This is a genomic window from Coxiella endosymbiont of Amblyomma nuttalli, from assembly GCF_018107685.1.
Taxonomy (GTDB): Bacteria; Pseudomonadota; Gammaproteobacteria; order Coxiellales; family Coxiellaceae; genus Coxiella.
In genome coordinates this window covers 627,615-647,103 of the sequence record NZ_CP064834.1, presented here as the reverse complement: position 1 = coordinate 647,103, position 19,489 = coordinate 627,615, and the positions used below count along the sequence as shown (strand labels likewise).

The following is a 19,489-nucleotide window of genomic DNA, read 5'->3' as shown; positions in this document are numbered from 1 at the left end:
ATGCTGTAGGTGATGCTAGAGGGTGAGTGTATTTTATTTAGTCTGGACGGTATGTTGCCGAATAACAAATTGTTAAAATAGTAAGTAGTATTTTACCTAATTGTGTCGATCTCTTTTTCTAACTATCAATAACCATCCATAATTAACATACAACAACTAACATGCAAGGTATATTTGCCAACTCTATGCCTCTTTCTCTTTTTTAGTTGCTGCTTAGCCATTGTTTATTGTTTCTAATGATTGATTTTCTCTGTCAGCTTATATCTTACTTATGTTATGATTATGGGTGGGGTTTTTATATTTTTATATCATATTATGGTATCTTATTTAGTACTTCATAATGCTGCTATACTCGACTGATAAGTCAAATTATAGCAATTTTATTTTTAGTGATACCTTTTCCGAACCAATTGTAATGTTCATATGGTTGTTCAGCTTGCGTAGTTATTTTAAACGAAATATAGAGAGAGTTACAGTTAGCTCAGATATCTTTTGACCTAATTATTTGATTTAATACACAAGCGCCTATCTAGTATGTACCAAAGATAAGCTCGAGGTACATGAAAGTAAATAAACAAGCGGAAGAAGACAACTTTCGCACTATGATCGGATCGGTACACTGATCTCAACATGTTTTTACTCTTCAGCGATTTTTATGGCATACTTTTACGAACTATTCCCATAAATTTTTCGGACTTTTTACAAAGTGGTAAAAATCCATTAGATTGCATATTCCATAATTTTGAAAAATGACCACATTGGGATAATAATTCTTGTTGCGATCCATCCTCAATAATTTTTCCTTTATCAAAAACTAGAATGCGATCTACATTTGTTAATGTAGAAAGTCGATGTGCAATAATAATAGTTGTTTTATCTCGCATTAATTTCGAAAGACTATCATGAATTAATTTCTCAGTAATTGTATCTAGTGATGAAGTTGCTTCATCCAATAATAGTATCGGCGCGTTTTTTAGCGTTGCACGTGCAATAGCAATACGCTGCCGTTGACCACCTGATAGTCTGACACCTCGCTCCCCTACTAATGTGTTATAACCTTCTTCTAACATCATAATAAAGTCGTGACAGTAGGCTTGTTTAGCCGCCTGAATAACTTCCTCATCGTTAGCTTCTAAGTTTCCATAACGAATATTCTCCATTAAGCTACGGTGAAATAAACTGGGATCTTGCGGAATCATAGCAATATATTGACGTAAAGAATCTTGAGTAACTTCGGCGATATTCTGATGATCAATTGAGATGCTTCCACTTTGGATATCATAAAACCGTAACAATAAATTTACAAAAGTAGATTTTCCAGAACCAGAAAAGCCTACTAGACCTACTTTCTGCCCAGAAGGTATAAAAACACTTAATCGTTTAAATATCCATTGATCTTGGTAATAAGCAAAATCTACGTTGTTAAATAAAATTTCACCTCGACTAAGCACGAACGTTTTAGCATTAGGTTTATCTATAATGTCATGCTGATGTTTAATTAATCCTATTGCGTTACTAACGGTTCCTGATTCCCGAATAAATACCGTAAGCTGATAACTAACATACCAAACCCATCCTAAAAGCCAAAAAGACTGCATAGAAATTTGAGTAAAATCGCCCAATGTTATTCCTCTTTTGCTCCAACTATACAAAAGAGTAAAAAGTATTCCGAAAACGAGAAGTAATCCGCTAGTTCCCATGCCCATGCGTATGTATTCAACTAACCACATGGCTTTCTTTGATTTGATAATTTCGTCTTTCTGAAAATGTTTGAGATACTGTGATTCAAAATGACTACGGGCAAACAAACGAACATTCGTGATATTCATTAATATGTCAATCATTTTCCCGCTTAGTATCGCTACTGCATCTGCATGCTTTTCCCAACGTTTATTTCCGAAATGAATCAGAATTGACGTTAAGCCGAGGTGCAAGATCAACCAAGTAACAATAATCCATGCAAACAGAGGCTTAGTATACCACATCATACCTAATATAATGAGCGCTCCAATTGCCGTTGTGACAAATGTAAAGCAGGTAATTTCCATGATAGCTTGACAACTCATCGGTAAATCAGCTAGTTTTTTTGCAATATTGCCGGAAAAATTATTGGTGAAATAATGATGCGAATGTAATTTGACGTAGTCAAATGTAGCTTCGCGAATATTGGCGCGAAATTGAGGAAAAGTATAAATTGAAACGATTCCTTGCATTCGTAATAAAAATTCATTAAGTAACCAAAATACGATGAGTAATGTTGAAAAAAACCAGACGGCTCGAAAAATTCCAGAGGGAGGACCTTGATAATCTCGTGCGGTATTAATAATACGCTTTAAAAAATAGGGATAAATTGTGTCATTAATACTCCAAAAAATAGCTGTTAAAATCAGGAAACTAAACTTTACTCGCTGTTTTAATAGAAAATACAGAATAAATTTGAAGTTTTGTTTTGGAATAACCATCATAAAATAGGCCAACTAGTAATTTTGAAAATCACTGCACTCTAGATGTATTAATGGTTTTAATCCAAACGTGTACATTTGAATCAGAAATGACCACTTGTTAAGGAGTAAAACTTGGAAGTATTGTTTATTAACCAAGGAATCAAGGATTAGATTTTTAGAACATTGGTGTAGTAAATAGCATAAAATAGATGCGCCAATAGTAGATCTTTTTTCACTCCTAGATAGCTTCAATTTTACTGAATGTTGGTAAATCATAGTTACTAATTTTTGTCAAAATAGTTGGATATCTATACAACACAGAGAATTTCGTGTCCTCATAATATAAATCATTAAGGGGTGTTCATCATATTTTCGACTAGAAATTTATTTTTGTCTATAAATTTGATGAATTTTACGACCCTTTAATTAATTCCAACTTATGGAAGCATTATAAGGTAATCAAACAGCAAAAATCACACATCAACTTTCAATTTTTATAAGCAGTTATTACAAATTATCCACCTCACTGATAATGATACTGCTAGAAAGAGAATCTGCATTATGATTTTTTACCGACGTTCAAACTAAATATCATCGAAAAACCATGCTTTCTATATTTTAGAAACTGAGATAGTTATGTTATGTCATTACTTTATTTTTTATTAAATGAATACTAAGCCTATATTAAGAATAGAATTGAAAATATCTACTTCTATTTCTATGGATAATTGAAACTTTAGCACGAACTGTAATAGTAGTCATTTGTTTGTAGCTCGCGACTATTTGTACATAAAGCTCTTAGGAACTAAGTAAATCTCAAAACTATATATACAAACAATAACACATCTAGATTCATAATATAATTCCATATGACATCTTTTAATTGAGCAATGATTGAGTATTCTTGCTTATAAGGAATATACCTGCAAATTATCATTAAACAAATATCCTTACTCTATTAAGGTAAAATTACAATAAAACGCAGATGATCGGTGGTAAGTATGAAAATCCTCGTCATAGCTTATACATAATTAAGATTTTTATCTTGACTATTATGCTATTCTATCATAAATCCTCTTTAAGATCTTTTAAATCAGATCGATGATTAAATGTTGTATACAAATAGTTTCTATCTCATGAGATAGGAAGAACACGTATTAATGAATATGAGCGTTTGTATCCTTGTAAATCTTTTTTCTGGCAATCGGAAAATAATAAATCTTTATTATAACTAAGAGTATTAGATGAAAGCCATTGGCTAAAAAATTGATTGTAATTATTCAAGAAGCATGATGAAATTGTCATGTTTACTACAAATAAATTGTTTGTAAAAATAAAGCGAAGAGTACTGTTAATAAAGACAAAAATATAAGAAATTTAATGTACAAGTTTTGAAGATAGGTTAAGATAAATGCTAAAGATAAAATGAATCCTTAGTAACTCGCTAATTAGGTGTCCAAATTTCGGTGAACATAAAACACCACGTAAGATAAGCACCATTATCTAACCCGTCCCACAAATAATTATAGCCAAAATCTATCGGCTAGTACTAACAACAGAAGTAGATAGACACCCCCTATGTGAGCAATGATTACAATAATGACAGATCACTCTTTGTAAAGTCATCAGAAGTAAAGTCATCAGAAGTTTTGAGAACAAAAGTAATAATAACTTTAACCTCGAAAAATAGGAGTAGGGAGATTTATCCATCCATCTATAAAAACATATCCAACTCTAACGGATTCTAACATAATCTTTATATCCTTATAAGAACATCACTAAATTTTTTCTTAAAAGACGTTATATACTATATAACTTATGAGACTTCCACAATTACAACGGATAGTTATTAATTGTTTTAATAAATTCCGGAAACAAAAGTCGTTTTATTTTTATAGCATTAAAAATGGTAGTAATTAAAATTTACCACGGCGGTAACATTGTAAGTATTTTGCTTATTTATTTTTAGCATTGTTATATTTTTTCAATTTATCTACCCTAACAGTTTTGACATTTTTTATCAAAAATTAGAATTTAGGCAAAACGCGGGTAATGGAGGCAAATTCTTTTTTTCTATCGAAGAAGTTAAGTTAGAAATAATCCTATTTTTGTTAACAACTCACTTTTTTATCGCTTTTCACATTTTTTAGAAAAAATATATTCAATACAATCTTGATCCAAATTAGATTCAAGATACAATCGCGTAACACTGTTAAATATTAACGTGCCGACTACCAACCAACATTCATGTTTTGAAGAAACATTTTCATCAAATAAAAATAAATAAGAGCATCCTACTTATTTTGAGTCTATATGACAGATATCTCACTAATTATAGTGTAATTCAGGGAACAGTGACAAATCGATAAGTCTAAACGTGTTGGCTATCTGATCATGTTTTTATATAATAAAAATGATTAACCAATTGTTTAATCAGATATTTGTAAGTAACAGTCTGTCGCAACAGTTTTTAGTAAAAAATATAGTAGTAAAATGATTATCTGATTTTATCATTATTATATAGAGTTTTTATATAAATTTGATTTAACCAGCTGTTTTTTACCTACATATTCCTAACAAAAACTCTTTTATTCTTCCACAAATAGAATTGAAAATATCTTTTGTTTTGAGAGAGAATAGAAGAATCTAAGAAGAATCTATAGGACTGCAGATTCGATTTTCCCTTTATTTTCCTGAAACTATAGCAGTCGATTAAAAGGAATGGCTTATATGGCTTATGCAGTCATATTTTCTGCTCAATCAAAATGTGCTTCCATAATACATAACATAAACTTAGAATAGGAGGCTCAGATATGAGTGAAGTGACAGGCGGGATTATAGGCACTGTAATTATTATATTTTTACACGAATATTAATAGATTTTCCAGAATTAAAGCGCTTAAATGATATTACATAGTTATGGGTAATCATGAAGAGTTTTACATGTATGTTAAAATATCCTTGTAATCTTAAATCTCAAATAAACTAAATTATTTTTATTTTCAAATATACATAAGAATCTACTAGTACTGATAATAGCTGATAGTAACTAGCTGATTTATTTGATCAACAATTTTCCTAACGACATGAGATTCTATGAGCTAAATAAACTAAATTGACTACCGGTAATAATTATTTGCTGAACGACTTTTTAACCAGATAAGCGTGATCGATTTTAATTTCGTAGTATTTTCTTTAGTGCTTCAATAAGAGGAAATCAACCATCACATGGTTCCATAAAGATAGACGCAATTGTAAGATGACAGTCTTCAACTGAATCAGTGAATAATTTTTTAAATTGATGAATTGCATCAATATGCGTATATATCAAATTTAATTTTGTTGATTTTATTAGTAATTTTATGCCAGCTCTAATTAATTTCGGCCTTAAAAAGAATAATGTAGTTTTAAAAAGTAATTGCGACAAATTATAGAACTAAAATTACAGAACTAACGGTAATCTGAGTGGTTTTATCCAGATCTATTCTGTTTCGTAACACTAATTTGAAAACACATACCTTATCCGAAAGGTATGTTGAGATGCTATGATAGTAAAAGCACAACAGAATAATTCATCAAATATATCATACCATATAAGAATGCCTATGCCTTACATGAAGGAAAAAATCATTGTTTTACTTCTAAAAACGTACATATTACAGATCACTGACACAAGAATCAGCTTTTCTGAGCTAGGTTGATACGTATGTGAAAGATGAAAAACTGATTTCACCGTTTCAAACGGTGTAGCTATTATAAAGCAGACGTGACTATTATAAAGCAAAAACGTTATCACACAGATTACCTAAAATACATAGGTTTCAAGATATTCTCTATTATGTTATTGCTAAGATTTACCACAGCAAACTCGTATATTTATAACGAGATTTAGCTTCGTCAGCATCATTGCATCAATGATGCTCTAATTAATTATAGAAAAATCCTTTTTATGTGATTTTTACATAAAAATTTTATACAACTAACATTTAACAACATCTCTTAAGTAAAACAAAATTGTCTATTAATCGAATGTTACCAATACGAACAGCTGCAAAACGTCGATCGTCACAATCCTCAATATATTCGACTTCGATTCCTCTTCGCAGAAGAGCTTCCTTAATTTCATCGCATGAAGCATGAGAATGAAAATTTTCTGAAAAATATTTTGCTAATTGGAATTCTTTTGGTGTTAATCGATGATTTCGTGAGCTTAATGGTAAACCAAATTCATTACGAATTGTTTTACAGGGAACGATTTTGGTATTTAAAAAGAATGCCTTTACTAAACCTTCTACCAATTGTAGTTGTTGATAATCTTTTTCCCCAAAATAAGCGTGCGTTGGTTTAATCAGAATCAATAATTTCATTACAATTGTTAACACACCATCGAAATGGCCAATTCGAAAGGTAGCTTCTTGTGACTGATGAATCGTATTAATTATTCTATAGGCATAACGATCGGGATAAAGCGCTTCATAGGTAGGCGTTAAAACATAATCAATACCATAATTATTTGCCATAGTAATATCGCGATCTAAGCTGCGTGGATAATTTTTAAAATCATTATTGTCATTAAATTGAGTAGGATTAACAAATAGACTTAGGACAGTTATTGTATTTTCTTGTTTTGATCGCTGCAGTAAACTGGCATGACCGATATGTAGATTGCCCATAGTCGGAACAAAGCCAATAGTCTTCTCTAATTTTTTTCTAATGATCTGCCATTCAGCAAGTGAATTGATTACTTTCGTCATTTTTTACTCAATAACAATGCATTTTAATATGAGGATAAACGGTCGTTTTTACTTCATTATCAAACATGTTTAACGCATTTTTTATATTATCAAAACCATTTAAAAATTTCTTAAGATATTTTGGTTTGAATTGATCATTCATACCTAGAAGATCTTGTAATACAAGCACTTGCCCTGAAGTGTGAGGTCCTGCTCCGATACCAATGGTAGGGATGCTAATTGCGTCAGTGATTACTTTAGCTAATTCACTTGGAATACATTCCAGCACCAGAGCAAAGCAACCCACCTTAGACAAAGTTTCAGCATCTTTTTTTAGTTTTTCAGCAACAGCATAAGTCTTTCCTTGCATTCTAAAACCACCGAGCGCATGAACAGATTGAGGCGTTAATCCTATATGACCCATGACAGGAATGCCAGATTCCACAATATGACAAATTAACTTTACATTCCCATCGGCACCTTCTAACTTAATTGCCTGGGCACCAGCTTGCATTATTTTTTCAACAGTATTCATACTTGTCGTTAAATCTTTTCGATAAGAACAAAAAGGCATATCGCCAATAATAAATTTATTGGAAGCTCCCTTTACTACTGCTCGAATATGTTGCGACATCATTTCCACTGTGGCTGGTAAAGTATTTGGATGACCATACATCACCATTGCTAAACTATCGCCGACTAATATGGCATCAATATGACTCTGAGAAATGATGTAAGCAGACCAATAATCGTAACAGGTTACCATACTAATTTTTTCATTATTTTTTTTCATCAATTGAAAATTAGAAATATTCATGATTTTCTCTACAAAAAATTAAACAAAAAGCATCGAGGCGAACAAAGCGATTTAAGCTAGTAGGAATAAAGTGAGATACTTGACACATAGATCAGACCTTCTTAAAAAATGGAAAACTAGGATAGCTTTAAAAAGGAACTCAATCAAGGTTTGTCATTCATATGAATGAAACAGTGCCCGTAAAAAGAAAAAATGACTGACGTTGATTTCTCGAATCTTGTTGGCTTGATCAGAGAGGGTACAGAGAAAAGAAATAACTAAATACTTTTAGGTTTCTCCCATTTTTCATTTTCATAATAATGATAGAATGGTAGCTCTAAAAATTGTCGTAGTGAGCACAATCATTGAATTGGTAAGAATGAAAATTTACGCTAAAATAAAAACGGATGAGGAGAGCATGAATATCTTAGGAGTACGTAATCTTATTGATTCTCCTTGTATTGGTATCTGCAGTGCTACTGCGTTGGGGGATGAAATTTGTGTCGGTTGTGGACGCACCTTTGAAGAAGTTTACCGGTGGAACATGTTACCTGATAAAGAAAAAGTAGCAATCAATCGACGACTACAAAAAAGAAAAGAAATAATCATTGGTACATAAGTGATTGCGTGTTATGATAATGCCTGATTCTGTAGGAATTATGTTAGAAATCAAAGTATTAAATGGAAAACTCAGCGATTTAAAAGTGCGATCTGACGCCCTGCGAGATGTTTTTGAGCTAGAATCTAAAAAGGTCCGACTTCTAGAAGTCCAGCGTGAATTAGAAGATATAACTATTTGGAAAAATCCTGAGAAAGCCCAATTACTTAGTCAGGAACGATCTAGTCTAGAAACACTTATTCAACGATATGATCATCTGCAGCACGTAATTAGTGATGGCATTAAGATGGTTGCTCTTATCGAACAGGAAAAAGATACTGATCTGCTTAATGAATTGAATGGCGAAATAAACCGTATTGAGAATCTCATTATAAAAATGGAGTTTCAACGCATGTTTTACGGAGAAATGGATATGTGTAATGCTTATCTTGATATTCAAGCTGGATCAGGCGGGACAGAAGCACAGGATTGGGCTGAAATGTTACTGCGAATGTATTTGCGTTGGAGCGATAAACGTGGGTTCATGACAACATTACTTGAGGTTTCTGCAGGTGAAGTAGCAGGAATTAAAAGTGCTACGATCCAGTGTAAAGGCGATTATGCTTATGGATGGTTACGCACGGAAACAGGTGTTCATCGTCTTGTACGAAAATCTCCTTTTGATTCAAGTAATCGTCGGCATACTTCATTCACTTCTATATTTGTATCACCTGAAATTAACGATGATATTATCGTTAAAATCAATCCCGCGGACTTACGAATTGATACTTATCGAGCCAGTGGTGCGGGTGGTCAACACGTTAACCGAACAGATTCAGCTGTTCGTATTACACATATACCAACAGGTATTGTAGTTCAGTGCCAGAACGATCGTTCGCAGCATAAAAATAAAGCTCAAGCCATGAAACAGATTAAAGCTAAACTGTATGAGCTTGAAATGATTAAACAACGCGAGAAACAAGCAGTGCTTGAAGCTTCCAAATCGGATATTACATGGGGCAGTCAAATTCGATCTTATGTATTAGATGCTTCTCGTGTAAAGGATTTGCGAACTGGTGTTCAAACGAGTGATACGCAAGCAGTGCTAGACGGGAACATTGATTTATTTATCGAGGCTTGTTTAAAGCACAGAACAGTGTAGATGTTAATGAATAAAAGTGATTGGAAGGTTACTATTAGATGTTATTGATAATCATATTAGCTTCAGAGAAAGTTTGGTTCGTCGTTAGTTTGTGTTAGTGTATGCAAAATCTGAGTGGTGCTTTTGTGTTTTGTTTACCCTAACACCTAAAACTTTTCAAAGCGGTAGGAAAAAAACGATTGTCAGACATCGGCGTCGTAGCATGACAGGATATGTGAACATTTGCACCATCATCCAATACCGTGAGCAAAAAATTCAAAACTTGTCATGTTAGTAGACACAATGAACCAGATGGATATATGCCAAAGGTGCCAGCTCCTAACCCCCATCTAAGAGGGAACGATTCTTTAAAATTAATAAATAAAATTTAAAAACCTGTCGTTATCTTTCTCTAACACAAGAGTCTAGCGAGAAATATGATTAAACGCTGGCCACTAGACTCATCCTTAACCGGAGGATATCTCCGTGTGGATGGAAACCTGACATGACATGAAGCTATTTGGAAAACTTTACATATATCTATAAATAACGTAACCATAGAATATAGTAATTATTAATGATGTGACTGAATAGTTATTACTTATGCATAATGATGAAACGTGAAATGACATTACCTAAAAAAGTATGCTATAAAGGGCGCCATTATAAGTCATGAAATAATACTGAAATTTTGGTTTGGTTGAGTTGAAGAGATTATTATTTCTTTTGAAAATTTTGTTAACGTTTAGTTTAAACAAAGTAAAAGTTGGATTGAGAAATAGCAGTTACATTGTATAAGAGTTTAGAGAAAGCAATTAGTGGAGAATATATAGAATGGGAAAATGGCGGCGTGTAACTGGCCTTAATCATCACATTAAGTCAATTTTCACGCCATACTTATCAGGATCTCTAAAGGTCTTTACTCAAGACGGTTACACGCTTAGTATTTTTATAAATGATACCAAAAAACAGGAAAACCATAAGCCTGGACTAATTGAGGAGATATTTTGTTGTTTCCATTTATTACGCTTAGAAGATTTGTATTACCAAGAAATCTCCATTGGTACATATCAAATGCTCTATACTTATAATTCTATCAAAAACTCGAGTTATTTACGAAGACTTTTTTCAATGCGTCGATCATCATTACAATACAATATTATTCGACGTTTTGATCGGTTTTCTTAAAGAAATGTTATTTTTGATCAAGAGTCCGCAGCGAAAGAAATTAACTATTTGAAAAGATACAACATTTCTGAGGTGACAATGCAAGAAAAAGAACGCATTTATCGGATCATTTTTTCTCACGAAGAAAAGACTTATGAAATTTATGCAAAATATATTTCTGAAGAAAGTTTAATGGGATTTATTGAAATTGAAGAATTAATATTCACTGAACCTACCTCGTTAGTAGTTGACCCCTCAGAGGAAAAATTGAAGGTGGAATTTCAGGGGGTAAAACGAAGTTATATTCCTATTCACAGAATATTGCGTATCGATGAAATGGAAAAACAAGGATCAGCAAAAATAAAAAACTCTATGCTAACAGATAATGTGCATCATTTTCCAGGACTCTTTAAAAAGCCAGTAAAAGATAGGGAGTAAGTAATTTTGATCTTAATAATCGTTGTTCTTGTAAAAAAGTAAAAGATTTTTGTTGGAAAGGCAAAAATTGCTTCAATACTCCACTGTGGTAGGCACTATCTTGTTCAGTTAGACTTAAAGTCCTTTGCAACTTTAGTTCTTTAATTGCTCAAATTCACAATTTTCTTCTTTATTATTAGCTAAAAGGGGTTATGTGTAATGGCAAGAAAGAGTTATCACAGAGCACTGCAGTATTGACTTGCAGAGAGTTATCGTCAAACATTTTTTTAAAGTCACGGTATGCTGGACTCCGGTAGTAGGTAAGTATCTTATTGAATATATTTATAGTGTGGCAGTAGATTCCTATCAATCTTTGCTTGTCGATCAGGTTGACTAAGAGATTTTAGTATTATGTGATTTGCTTCCGTTTGCGATCTATTAAATTGAATACGATTATGTATACTGCTTATGTAGTTACGCTTTTAATGCTAGATTAGCGGATCTTACTTGTTATTTATTATAGAATATGCTCTGACAACAAATTTAGATCCTTATAAGACGTAACGTTAATGAGGATTCAGTGTGCTTGGTAGGAGAGAAAGTGTAATAGAAGATCATGTAATTAATGATATTGTAGAGGTACAATTTCAACTCGACGTTGTGGACGTCTTGAGATATTGGGGTTCTGTAATTGATTTTTCCACTAAGGATGCGTAGGTATTTTGCGACGAGATGATAATTTGTTGGGATTGTTTTTCCGATTGGTGATTGGATGCACTTTTCGAATCAAGAAATTGCAAGAAATATGGAATATGTTATATGGTGCTTAACATGTATTTTATATCCTAAGCAAGTGCCGCATTGTACCCAAGGTATTTTACATTTCATTGCCAAACACCTTTACGGATAATTCATCGACATTTGTAACCATTTTTGGCGTTTGTTATTTTGATAATAGTAAGATTCCACAGAAATGGTCAAAGCGATGGAAGAAATTTACATAATTATTCCTCTATTGATTCTATCCAACTGTGTTTGTTAATTTGTTTGAATTAATCTCTTTTTCGCTCCAGATTTTGGTTTATGCTTTTACTAAAAACCGATTGGAAAAACTTTCAGACTGTTCAGCAAGAAATACTTTTAAAATCGTTGCATTGTTCCAAGTCTTAACTCCAAGTCTTAATTTTAAGACATGGTGTGCTTGCCACAAGCAAATCGTTTATACATCTGAAGGGTATACTTTATATAATTAGTAAAAAGAAACAACAAAAAGTGAATATTTTTCTTGCAGGAATCGTGAAAAGGACGGAATGATAAGGACGGCATGATAATGCTCTCATCTGAACATATTCGCGAAGTGTTTGCAAAAGCAACTTGCTTGTATTCCAAAGCAGAAGTAGAAGCGGCACTCGATAGAATGGCCACAAACATTAGCAGAACATTAGGATATACCAATCCAATTTTCTTATGTGTTGTAGTGGGTGGTATTGTACCGCTGGGAAATTTATTGCCACGTCTGGATTTTTCTCTCGAAGTAGATTATGTGCATGCAACCCGCTATAGCGGGGATATCAAAGGTAAACGTTTAGCATGGAAAATGAAACCGAGCTGTAACATGAGAGGACGAACTATTGTAGTTGTCGATGATATTCTTGATGGCGGTGTGACGTTAGGTGCTGTTGTTCAATATTGTCAAAATCAAGGAGCAAATGCTGTTTATTCGGCTGTTCTAGTAGATAAATGTCAAGCTCGCTTGCCAAATGGGCATAAGCATGCTGATTTTAGTGGTTTAGAAGTTGAAAATCACTATGTATTCGGTTATGGCATGGATTATAAAGGTTATCTTCGTAATGCACCGGGTATTTACATGGTGGCGTCTGAGCATGAATGACACCTAATCGATAAGGAGATAATTTTAATCAATACCATGTTTCCCTTGTATATAATCAACCCTTTTTGAGATAGTCAGTCATTGATTATCTATTACTGCCAGGCCATATATAGCTCATGTTTTGTTTTAAATAGATTGTTTACTTAAATCCGACTGTTCCTGATTTAGCAAAAACTGAGAGGATAGAAGGAAATCAATCGGTGCACGTTGATTACTAAAATTTGATGGGGTGAAGATTATTTCTTCTATTTTTTGAATCGTCTTTAGAAAGACTTGAATAAAGCAGTCTCAAAATACCATCTATACCTATATCAGACGTATGTGTTCACGCAACCACCCACTAAATATCATTACAGTCTAATGCAAACCATTTGCTCGGTATATGTTTGAACAGCTTTATCAAGTCCAAGCAGCATTTTCACAGTTACCTCTCTTCAATAGAGATAAAATTCCTTGAAGCAGGGCCAATATATTCAGAAATTGGACGAATTAGTTTATTATCAGCACGTTGCTCTAATATATGGGCTGTCCATCCTGCAATGCGAGACATTGCAAATAAAGGCGTGAACATTTGCATGGGTATTTCACAAAAAGCATAGGCGGAAGCGCTATAAAAATCGAGATTAGGAAATAATTTCCTTTCATTCCACATGATTTTTTCTATTTGTTCAGAGATAGGAAAAAGATAACTCGCTTTTGAACGCTGAGCTAATTTTTTTGACCATTTTTTCATGATATTGGAACGAGGATCAAAAGTTTCATAGACACGATGTCCAAATCCCATAATCAATTCTTTTCGCGCTAACATTTTTTTCAAACCTTTTTCCGTTTCGTCCAAGTTATGAAAACGGTGAATTAATTTATAGGCTTCTTCATTAGCACCCCCATGTAAAGGACCTCGAAGTGTACCAATAGCACTACAAATAGCGGAATAAAAATCCGATAATGTTGCACTAGTTACTCGAGCCGCAAATGTAGAAGCATTAAATTCATGTTCTGCATATAAAATCATGGAGACATCAAGCATTCGTGCTTGCTGCGGATCAGGTTCTTTATCATGCAGTAAACGTAGAAAATAAGCAGCAGTACTAGGTATTTTTAAAGTAGTATCAATCTGCTTGTTGTCTTTATGAAAGAAATACCAATAAAGAAGCATCGCGGGGAAAATCGCGATTAAACGATTTGATATGTCAATGGCGTTGTGTGTATTTGTTTCTGTTTCTAAGCATCCTAGGATACTGCAACCACTACGCAAGACATCCATCGGATGTACATTAACAGGAATTTGCTCAAGCACAATTCTCAATGACTTCGGTAATGATCTCAAACAAACCAAAATATGACGATAGTCATTCAATTCTTGCTGATTAGGTAATCTGCCATAGATTAATAAATAAGCAACCTCTTCAAAACATGCGTTTTCAGTTAGATCTTCAATCGAATAACCGCGGTAATGGAGACCGACACCTTTTTGACCAACTGTACAGATAGCAGATTGCCCAACCACAACGCCAGCAAGTCCCCCTGTTTTTTGTTTATTCATGACCACTCCTGTAGTTTTGTTTTTTTAATATAGCGAGAGTTAAACGTGAAACTGAAATGAGACGATCTTTCTCATCTAGAATTTCAATGCCCCATACTTGCGTACTTCTTCCTAAATGAAAAGGTTTTGCTGTACCGATTACATAACCTGAACATATAGAGCGAATATGGTTGGTATTGATCTCTAAACCCACGCAATAAAATTCGTTTGGATCAATACAAAAATTACCGGCGATACTACCCACTGTTTCCGCTAATACGCAAGAAGCGCCACCATGCATAATGCCAATAGCTTGATAAGTACGATGATCCACGGGCATCCGTGCTCGAATATAGTCATCCCCAATCTCTGTAAATTCGATACCTAAATAAGTAACCATTGTGTTCTTGCTGCGTTCAGCCGCTTTTGTGAGATTTAATGCAGTCTTCCAAATACTCATAATAAACCCTGCTAACCCGAAAAGGAGAGTGCAAGCTCAATGTATCACATTGATGGGGAAGAATAAAAGTAGAGAAGTAATTAATGATTAAAAGGCATTTGTTTTCTAGGTGTTTTTCTATCAGAGTATGATTTAGAGTCTGATGTATTTTTTCATTTTTTTAACTTGTCCCTTCACGTTGTCTATCTATTTTTCGCTATTTTTTTTGATTCACGCAACAGTCTACTAGAATCTGATTTAGAATATTCCGCAATTAAACCACCAGATTTAGATCAATTTTTCTTTTTCTTGATACCTTTATTTTTATTTACTAGGTTAAAACAAATGTAGTGTTTTACTATGCCTTTAGTTTATTTATACCTTTAGGATAAGTGCGGTTTCGCATATGATCCCTCTTGATAGAACTCTAACATATACTATGGAACCTTAATATATAACTTTACATAATACTGATGGAATGCTAAATAATTATATCATTGATACCACTGTGATAGAATCTTGTTCCTAAGGAGTATTGCTGTTGTTGGCGCGATAGCTGAATTGTAAATAAGGCTGATTAAACGAACAGCCCCTGTATTGCCTTAGATCTACATATTTTTACCAATGTGGAAGGAAATTGTTGTAAGTAATAAATTATTTTTAAGCTAAAAAATTAAGATTTTAAGGAAAACTTGAGTAAAGCATGCTAATGCTACGATCTTACTGATTGACGTCCGATATAATACACCACCGGAGTGGTTTGTAGTCCAAATGGTTTGAAAGGGAACTATTGTGCTATACTGCTGTATTCCGAAGACACACTGTCTAGTCAAACAGCTAATTCTAAAGCAACCAGGTAAAACAATATATTATGTATCATCATGTTACTCAATTTTTGTAATAATAATGTTCTAAAGTATACTCTCTATTTATGAAAACTGATTATAATCGCAAGTGGTGGATTTTAGTTACAATGGCGACGGCTTTATCATTGGTTTTTATCGATCAAACCGCAGTTTCTATTGCTCTACCACAAATACAACGGGATCTTAATACGAGCAATCAGATACTACATTGGATGATTAATGGTTATCTCTTAAGTCTTTCGACAGTTGTAATCTTTGGAGGGAAACTAGGGGATTTATTTGGATATCGTTATACTTTTTTAGTAGGAACAATTGTTTTTGTTTTAGCATCCCTTGCCTGCGTAGTAGCGGAATCTGGCACGTGGATTATTGTTAGTCGGGTTATTCAAGGCATCGGTGGTGCTTTTATGATTCCTACAACGGGTGTAATTGTTATCAATGCATTTCCTAAAGAAGAGCATAGCAGAGCAACAGGTATTTATATCGGTCTTGCTTCTATAGCGCTTTCCATAGGGCCATTATTGGGTGGTGCATTAACTGAATTTTTAAGCTGGCGTTGGGTGTTTGGAATTAATCTTCCTGTAGCTTTACTTAGTATCATATTAATGCTGAAATTTGTTTCGAAAGAAAAACGCACACAAATAATTTCAATTGATTGGCTAGGTTTTATTTTACTTGCTATGTGTGTAGCTTGTTTTATCTTAGCGTTAATGGAGGTGTTTGATTTTGGATGGACCTCACCGTTAATTTGGACTCTCTTGGCAATTAGTTTACTATCAGTGATGGCTTTTATCATAGTAGAACAACGTTTAAAACATCCCCTAGTTGAGTTGAATATTTTTAGGAATCGGCTTTTTGCGACGATAGTTATGATGTTAATCATCATGCGAGCAACATTTATTTCTTTTATTTTTTGGATGATTTTTCTACAAAATGTAATAGGGTTTTCTCCAGGAATGGTGGGACTTTTGGTTCTTCCTGTTACTTTACCAATTATTTTAGGAAGTCCTTTCTCCAGTTATCTTGACGATCGTTTTGGGCCCCGTCTATTAATTAGTTTTGGAGCTGCATTTGTTGTTGCCAGTATGCTATGGGTGGGAATTACTTCTTGGACTCATAATTATGTTTATATGTTTCCAGGCTTTCTTTTATTAGGCTTTGCTACACCATTAGTGGTTTCAAATTCGATGATGACAGGAGTAACTGCAATAGAAGCTCATCAGCGAGGTCTAGGTTCTGGTATTTTGAGAGCCTCTCGGCAATTAGGGAGTTCCATTGGACTTGCTATTATTGGGTCAGTTATTTCCCATGTTAATCAGACAAAAATTTCTGGTTGGCTTTCTCATGCAACGGGCTTGTTAGCACAGATTCAGAGTTCTCAGATTAATGGTATTTTAGCGGGTACAGCTTCTTCGAGACAAGCTGTTGCTCATTTGTCTCCTCAGGAGATGGATGCTGTTCACACCGTTGCGGTATATGCTTATACATTTGCTTTCAGTAGGGGGATGTATCTGGCTGCACTTATTGCCTTTATTGGCTTTTTATTAGCGCTTCAAATCCCGCGACGTCAGCATGTGGATTGAACGATGGGTTACTTTTTGGCAGTATCATGGCGTTCTTGAAAGTTCAATATCAATGTATTTATCTGTGATCGCACTTGAGTTATGCCCAGCGTCTTCACGGACATATTCGCGAGGGCGGATCTTTACGTCGTCAGAAATACCAATGTGTCTCAGTCAGTAAACGGTAGCTTCAGTTAGCGTTCCTGATTTCTCCAGGAAACCATCTTGTTTTAATTGCCCAATTGACTGATCAAAACAATATTGGATAATTTTATGAATATGATTAGTACCGCAGCGCGAATATAGACTTTACCTTTTATGCGTGATAATAGCGGAGCATGATCAGCTGAAGAGGGAATGGGTGATAAATTGAGATATTTGCGACATCGCTTTAATGCGTCTAACATAGCTTCGCTAACAGCGATTTGATGTCGTTTATTTTCTTTACCTATAGTTGTATAAACCACCAATTATCATTACTATCTCGAAAAAAAATGATTCATCGTTGGTATCCAACGAGGGTTGGCTGCGAGTTCTGAGATTCGTAAGTGCATTGAATAAAGTACAGAAATAATAAAGAGAGTGCGTTCATGAACACCGGAATTTAAACAAGCTAGATTTTTTGCGGTTTAACTACATATTGCCATGGTAGTTTCGATAGACGCCTAATTTTTGTTTGCCCCTGAAATTTACGAATAAACTTGCTTTTTTGTCGGATAAGAGAGCCATAGAATTAACATGAACATATTCTTCCTGTAATAAATAATTATAAAAACTGCTTAAAATAGCAAATAATTCTTTTAAAGAGCCTTGAGATAATGCAAAATTTTCTAACTTTGGTTGTTCTCCTTTTCAATGACGAATTTTAGAAATAACAGATACAAAAGGGCGCCTAATAATATAGATTAGGAAGGCGTCTCCCTTCTTTCTTAACAAAATGTGGTAGTTTTCGAGTACCAATCCAATTTTTAGGTGGATTTTGGCAAAAACATATAAAGGTTTTCATGTCATGATGTTTTATGTTGGCCAATGAATACATGCATAGCACGAATATATGCGAAAATTCACGTTTAATTTTCTTAAAAAGGAACCTTATTTGCAAGAAGTTTAAAAACTGTTGAAAGAAAACATCTAAAAACTTATCCCGCATAGTTTATTTTCAAAAATTTAAATTATGTAGAGTAGAAATGATTATTAATGATTATAATGTAATTACTTTAATTAAAGTATTAAGTATATAAGTATTAAATTTTTTAAAGTGCTACTAGGTCAGAAGAAGATTTGACTATACTGATATCGTAGATTAAATAACTAGACTAGCATGAGATGATCCTCTATTTATCGAGGTGATGTGGTTCTTTATCCTCACGTAATTAGTGCGAAATTATCCACAGCAGCTTAAGAAAGAAAGAGAATTATACGGTGCTCTGTAATAATCATCTCTAGATAAATCTATATAAACTTCGTCAAATATGCAAGGCATCTGTCCTAAAGATATTAAGATAGCAACTAACAAATCGAGACTGAAATTCATTTAATATTAAGATGTAACCTTTACGCGATAACTACAGAGATATTGAGAATATTAATTATTTTATCCTTTCCAATAACTATTTTGATAATTTTTAGAATGTAAACACTATAAGTACTGCAGATCCAATATAAAATATTGCATAGAAAACAATTTTGTTATAAGTTTATTTCATGGCGGTTAGTGGAATTTGATAGCTTTCCGTTTCTGATTCGATTACATGAAATCTATATCTTACAAAGAACAAACCATAAAATAAATGATATTTTAAGATTTAACGTAAGAAAATGATACTGATCTATTATCATGCTTGGAACTTTTATGTTATGCAAGAAACATTAAATTTTTCCAGAGTTTACAATAATATTATAACGTGTATTAT

11 protein-coding genes are annotated in these 19,489 nt (G+C 33.5%); 5 read left to right on the top strand and 6 right to left on the bottom strand.

Annotated features, from left to right (window positions below; all coding sequences use genetic code 11):
• Window positions 1-653 precede the first annotated feature (653 nt).
• The 3 genes from CEAn_RS02360 to panB form a co-directional block, all read right to left on the bottom strand.
• Window positions 654-2,462 (bottom strand): ABC transporter ATP-binding protein, encoded by a 1,809-nt coding sequence (locus CEAn_RS02360; RefSeq protein WP_211923628.1) that lies wholly within the window; start codon window positions 2,460-2,462, stop codon window positions 654-656.
• Between the two features lie 3,968 nt (window positions 2,463-6,430).
• Window positions 6,431-7,198, bottom strand: coding sequence for a pantoate--beta-alanine ligase (gene panC, locus CEAn_RS02355; protein WP_211923627.1), 768 nt, complete (start codon window positions 7,196-7,198; stop codon window positions 6,431-6,433).
• Between the two features lie 7 nt (window positions 7,199-7,205).
• On the bottom strand, window positions 7,206-7,994 hold the full coding sequence (gene panB, locus CEAn_RS02350; RefSeq protein WP_211923626.1) for a 3-methyl-2-oxobutanoate hydroxymethyltransferase: 789 nt from the start codon (window positions 7,992-7,994) through the stop codon (window positions 7,206-7,208).
• A 307-nt stretch (window positions 7,995-8,301) separates the two neighbouring features.
• Here panB and CEAn_RS02345 point away from each other — a divergent pair, with 307 nt between their 5' ends.
• The 4 genes from CEAn_RS02345 (at window position 8,302) to CEAn_RS02330 (ending at window position 13,187) form a co-directional block, all read left to right on the top strand.
• Window positions 8,302-8,592, top strand: a complete 291-nt coding sequence (locus tag CEAn_RS02345; protein WP_244670044.1) for a DUF1289 domain-containing protein — start codon at window positions 8,302-8,304, stop codon at window positions 8,590-8,592.
• Window positions 8,593-8,632: 40 nt separating this feature from the next.
• Window positions 8,633-9,733, top strand: coding sequence for a peptide chain release factor 2 (gene prfB, locus CEAn_RS02340; protein WP_211923625.1), 1,101 nt, complete (start codon window positions 8,633-8,635; stop codon window positions 9,731-9,733).
• Between the two features lie 1,245 nt (window positions 9,734-10,978).
• Window positions 10,979-11,317, top strand: coding sequence for a DUF1820 family protein (locus CEAn_RS02335; RefSeq protein WP_211923624.1), 339 nt, complete (start codon window positions 10,979-10,981; stop codon window positions 11,315-11,317).
• Between the two features lie 1,309 nt (window positions 11,318-12,626).
• The gene (locus CEAn_RS02330; RefSeq protein ID WP_211924164.1) at window positions 12,627-13,187 is read left to right on the top strand and encodes a hypoxanthine-guanine phosphoribosyltransferase; all 561 of its coding nucleotides are present in this window, start codon (window positions 12,627-12,629) and stop codon (window positions 13,185-13,187) included.
• Window positions 13,188-13,611: 424 nt separating this feature from the next.
• Here the strand turns inward: CEAn_RS02330 and CEAn_RS02325 are convergent, their stop codons facing one another.
• Together CEAn_RS02325 and CEAn_RS02320 are read right to left on the bottom strand one after the other, a co-directional pair.
• On the bottom strand, window positions 13,612-14,730 hold the full coding sequence (locus CEAn_RS02325) for a citrate/2-methylcitrate synthase (protein WP_211923623.1): 1,119 nt from the start codon (window positions 14,728-14,730) through the stop codon (window positions 13,612-13,614).
• On the bottom strand, window positions 14,723-15,169 hold the full coding sequence (locus tag CEAn_RS02320) for a hotdog fold thioesterase (RefSeq protein ID WP_211923622.1): 447 nt from the start codon (window positions 15,167-15,169) through the stop codon (window positions 14,723-14,725). Before CEAn_RS02320 ends, CEAn_RS02325 begins: the two co-directional genes overlap by 8 nt.
• A 910-nt stretch (window positions 15,170-16,079) precedes the next feature.
• Here CEAn_RS02320 and CEAn_RS02315 point away from each other — a divergent pair.
• Window positions 16,080-17,597 (top strand): MFS transporter, encoded by a 1,518-nt coding sequence (locus CEAn_RS02315; protein ID WP_211923621.1) that lies wholly within the window; start codon window positions 16,080-16,082, stop codon window positions 17,595-17,597.
• A 209-nt stretch (window positions 17,598-17,806) separates the two neighbouring features.
• Here the strand turns inward: CEAn_RS02315 and CEAn_RS02310 are convergent, their stop codons facing one another.
• On the bottom strand, window positions 17,807-18,043 hold the full coding sequence (locus CEAn_RS02310; RefSeq protein ID WP_211923620.1) for a hypothetical protein: 237 nt from the start codon (window positions 18,041-18,043) through the stop codon (window positions 17,807-17,809).
• Between the last annotated feature and the right edge of the window lie 1,446 nt (window positions 18,044-19,489).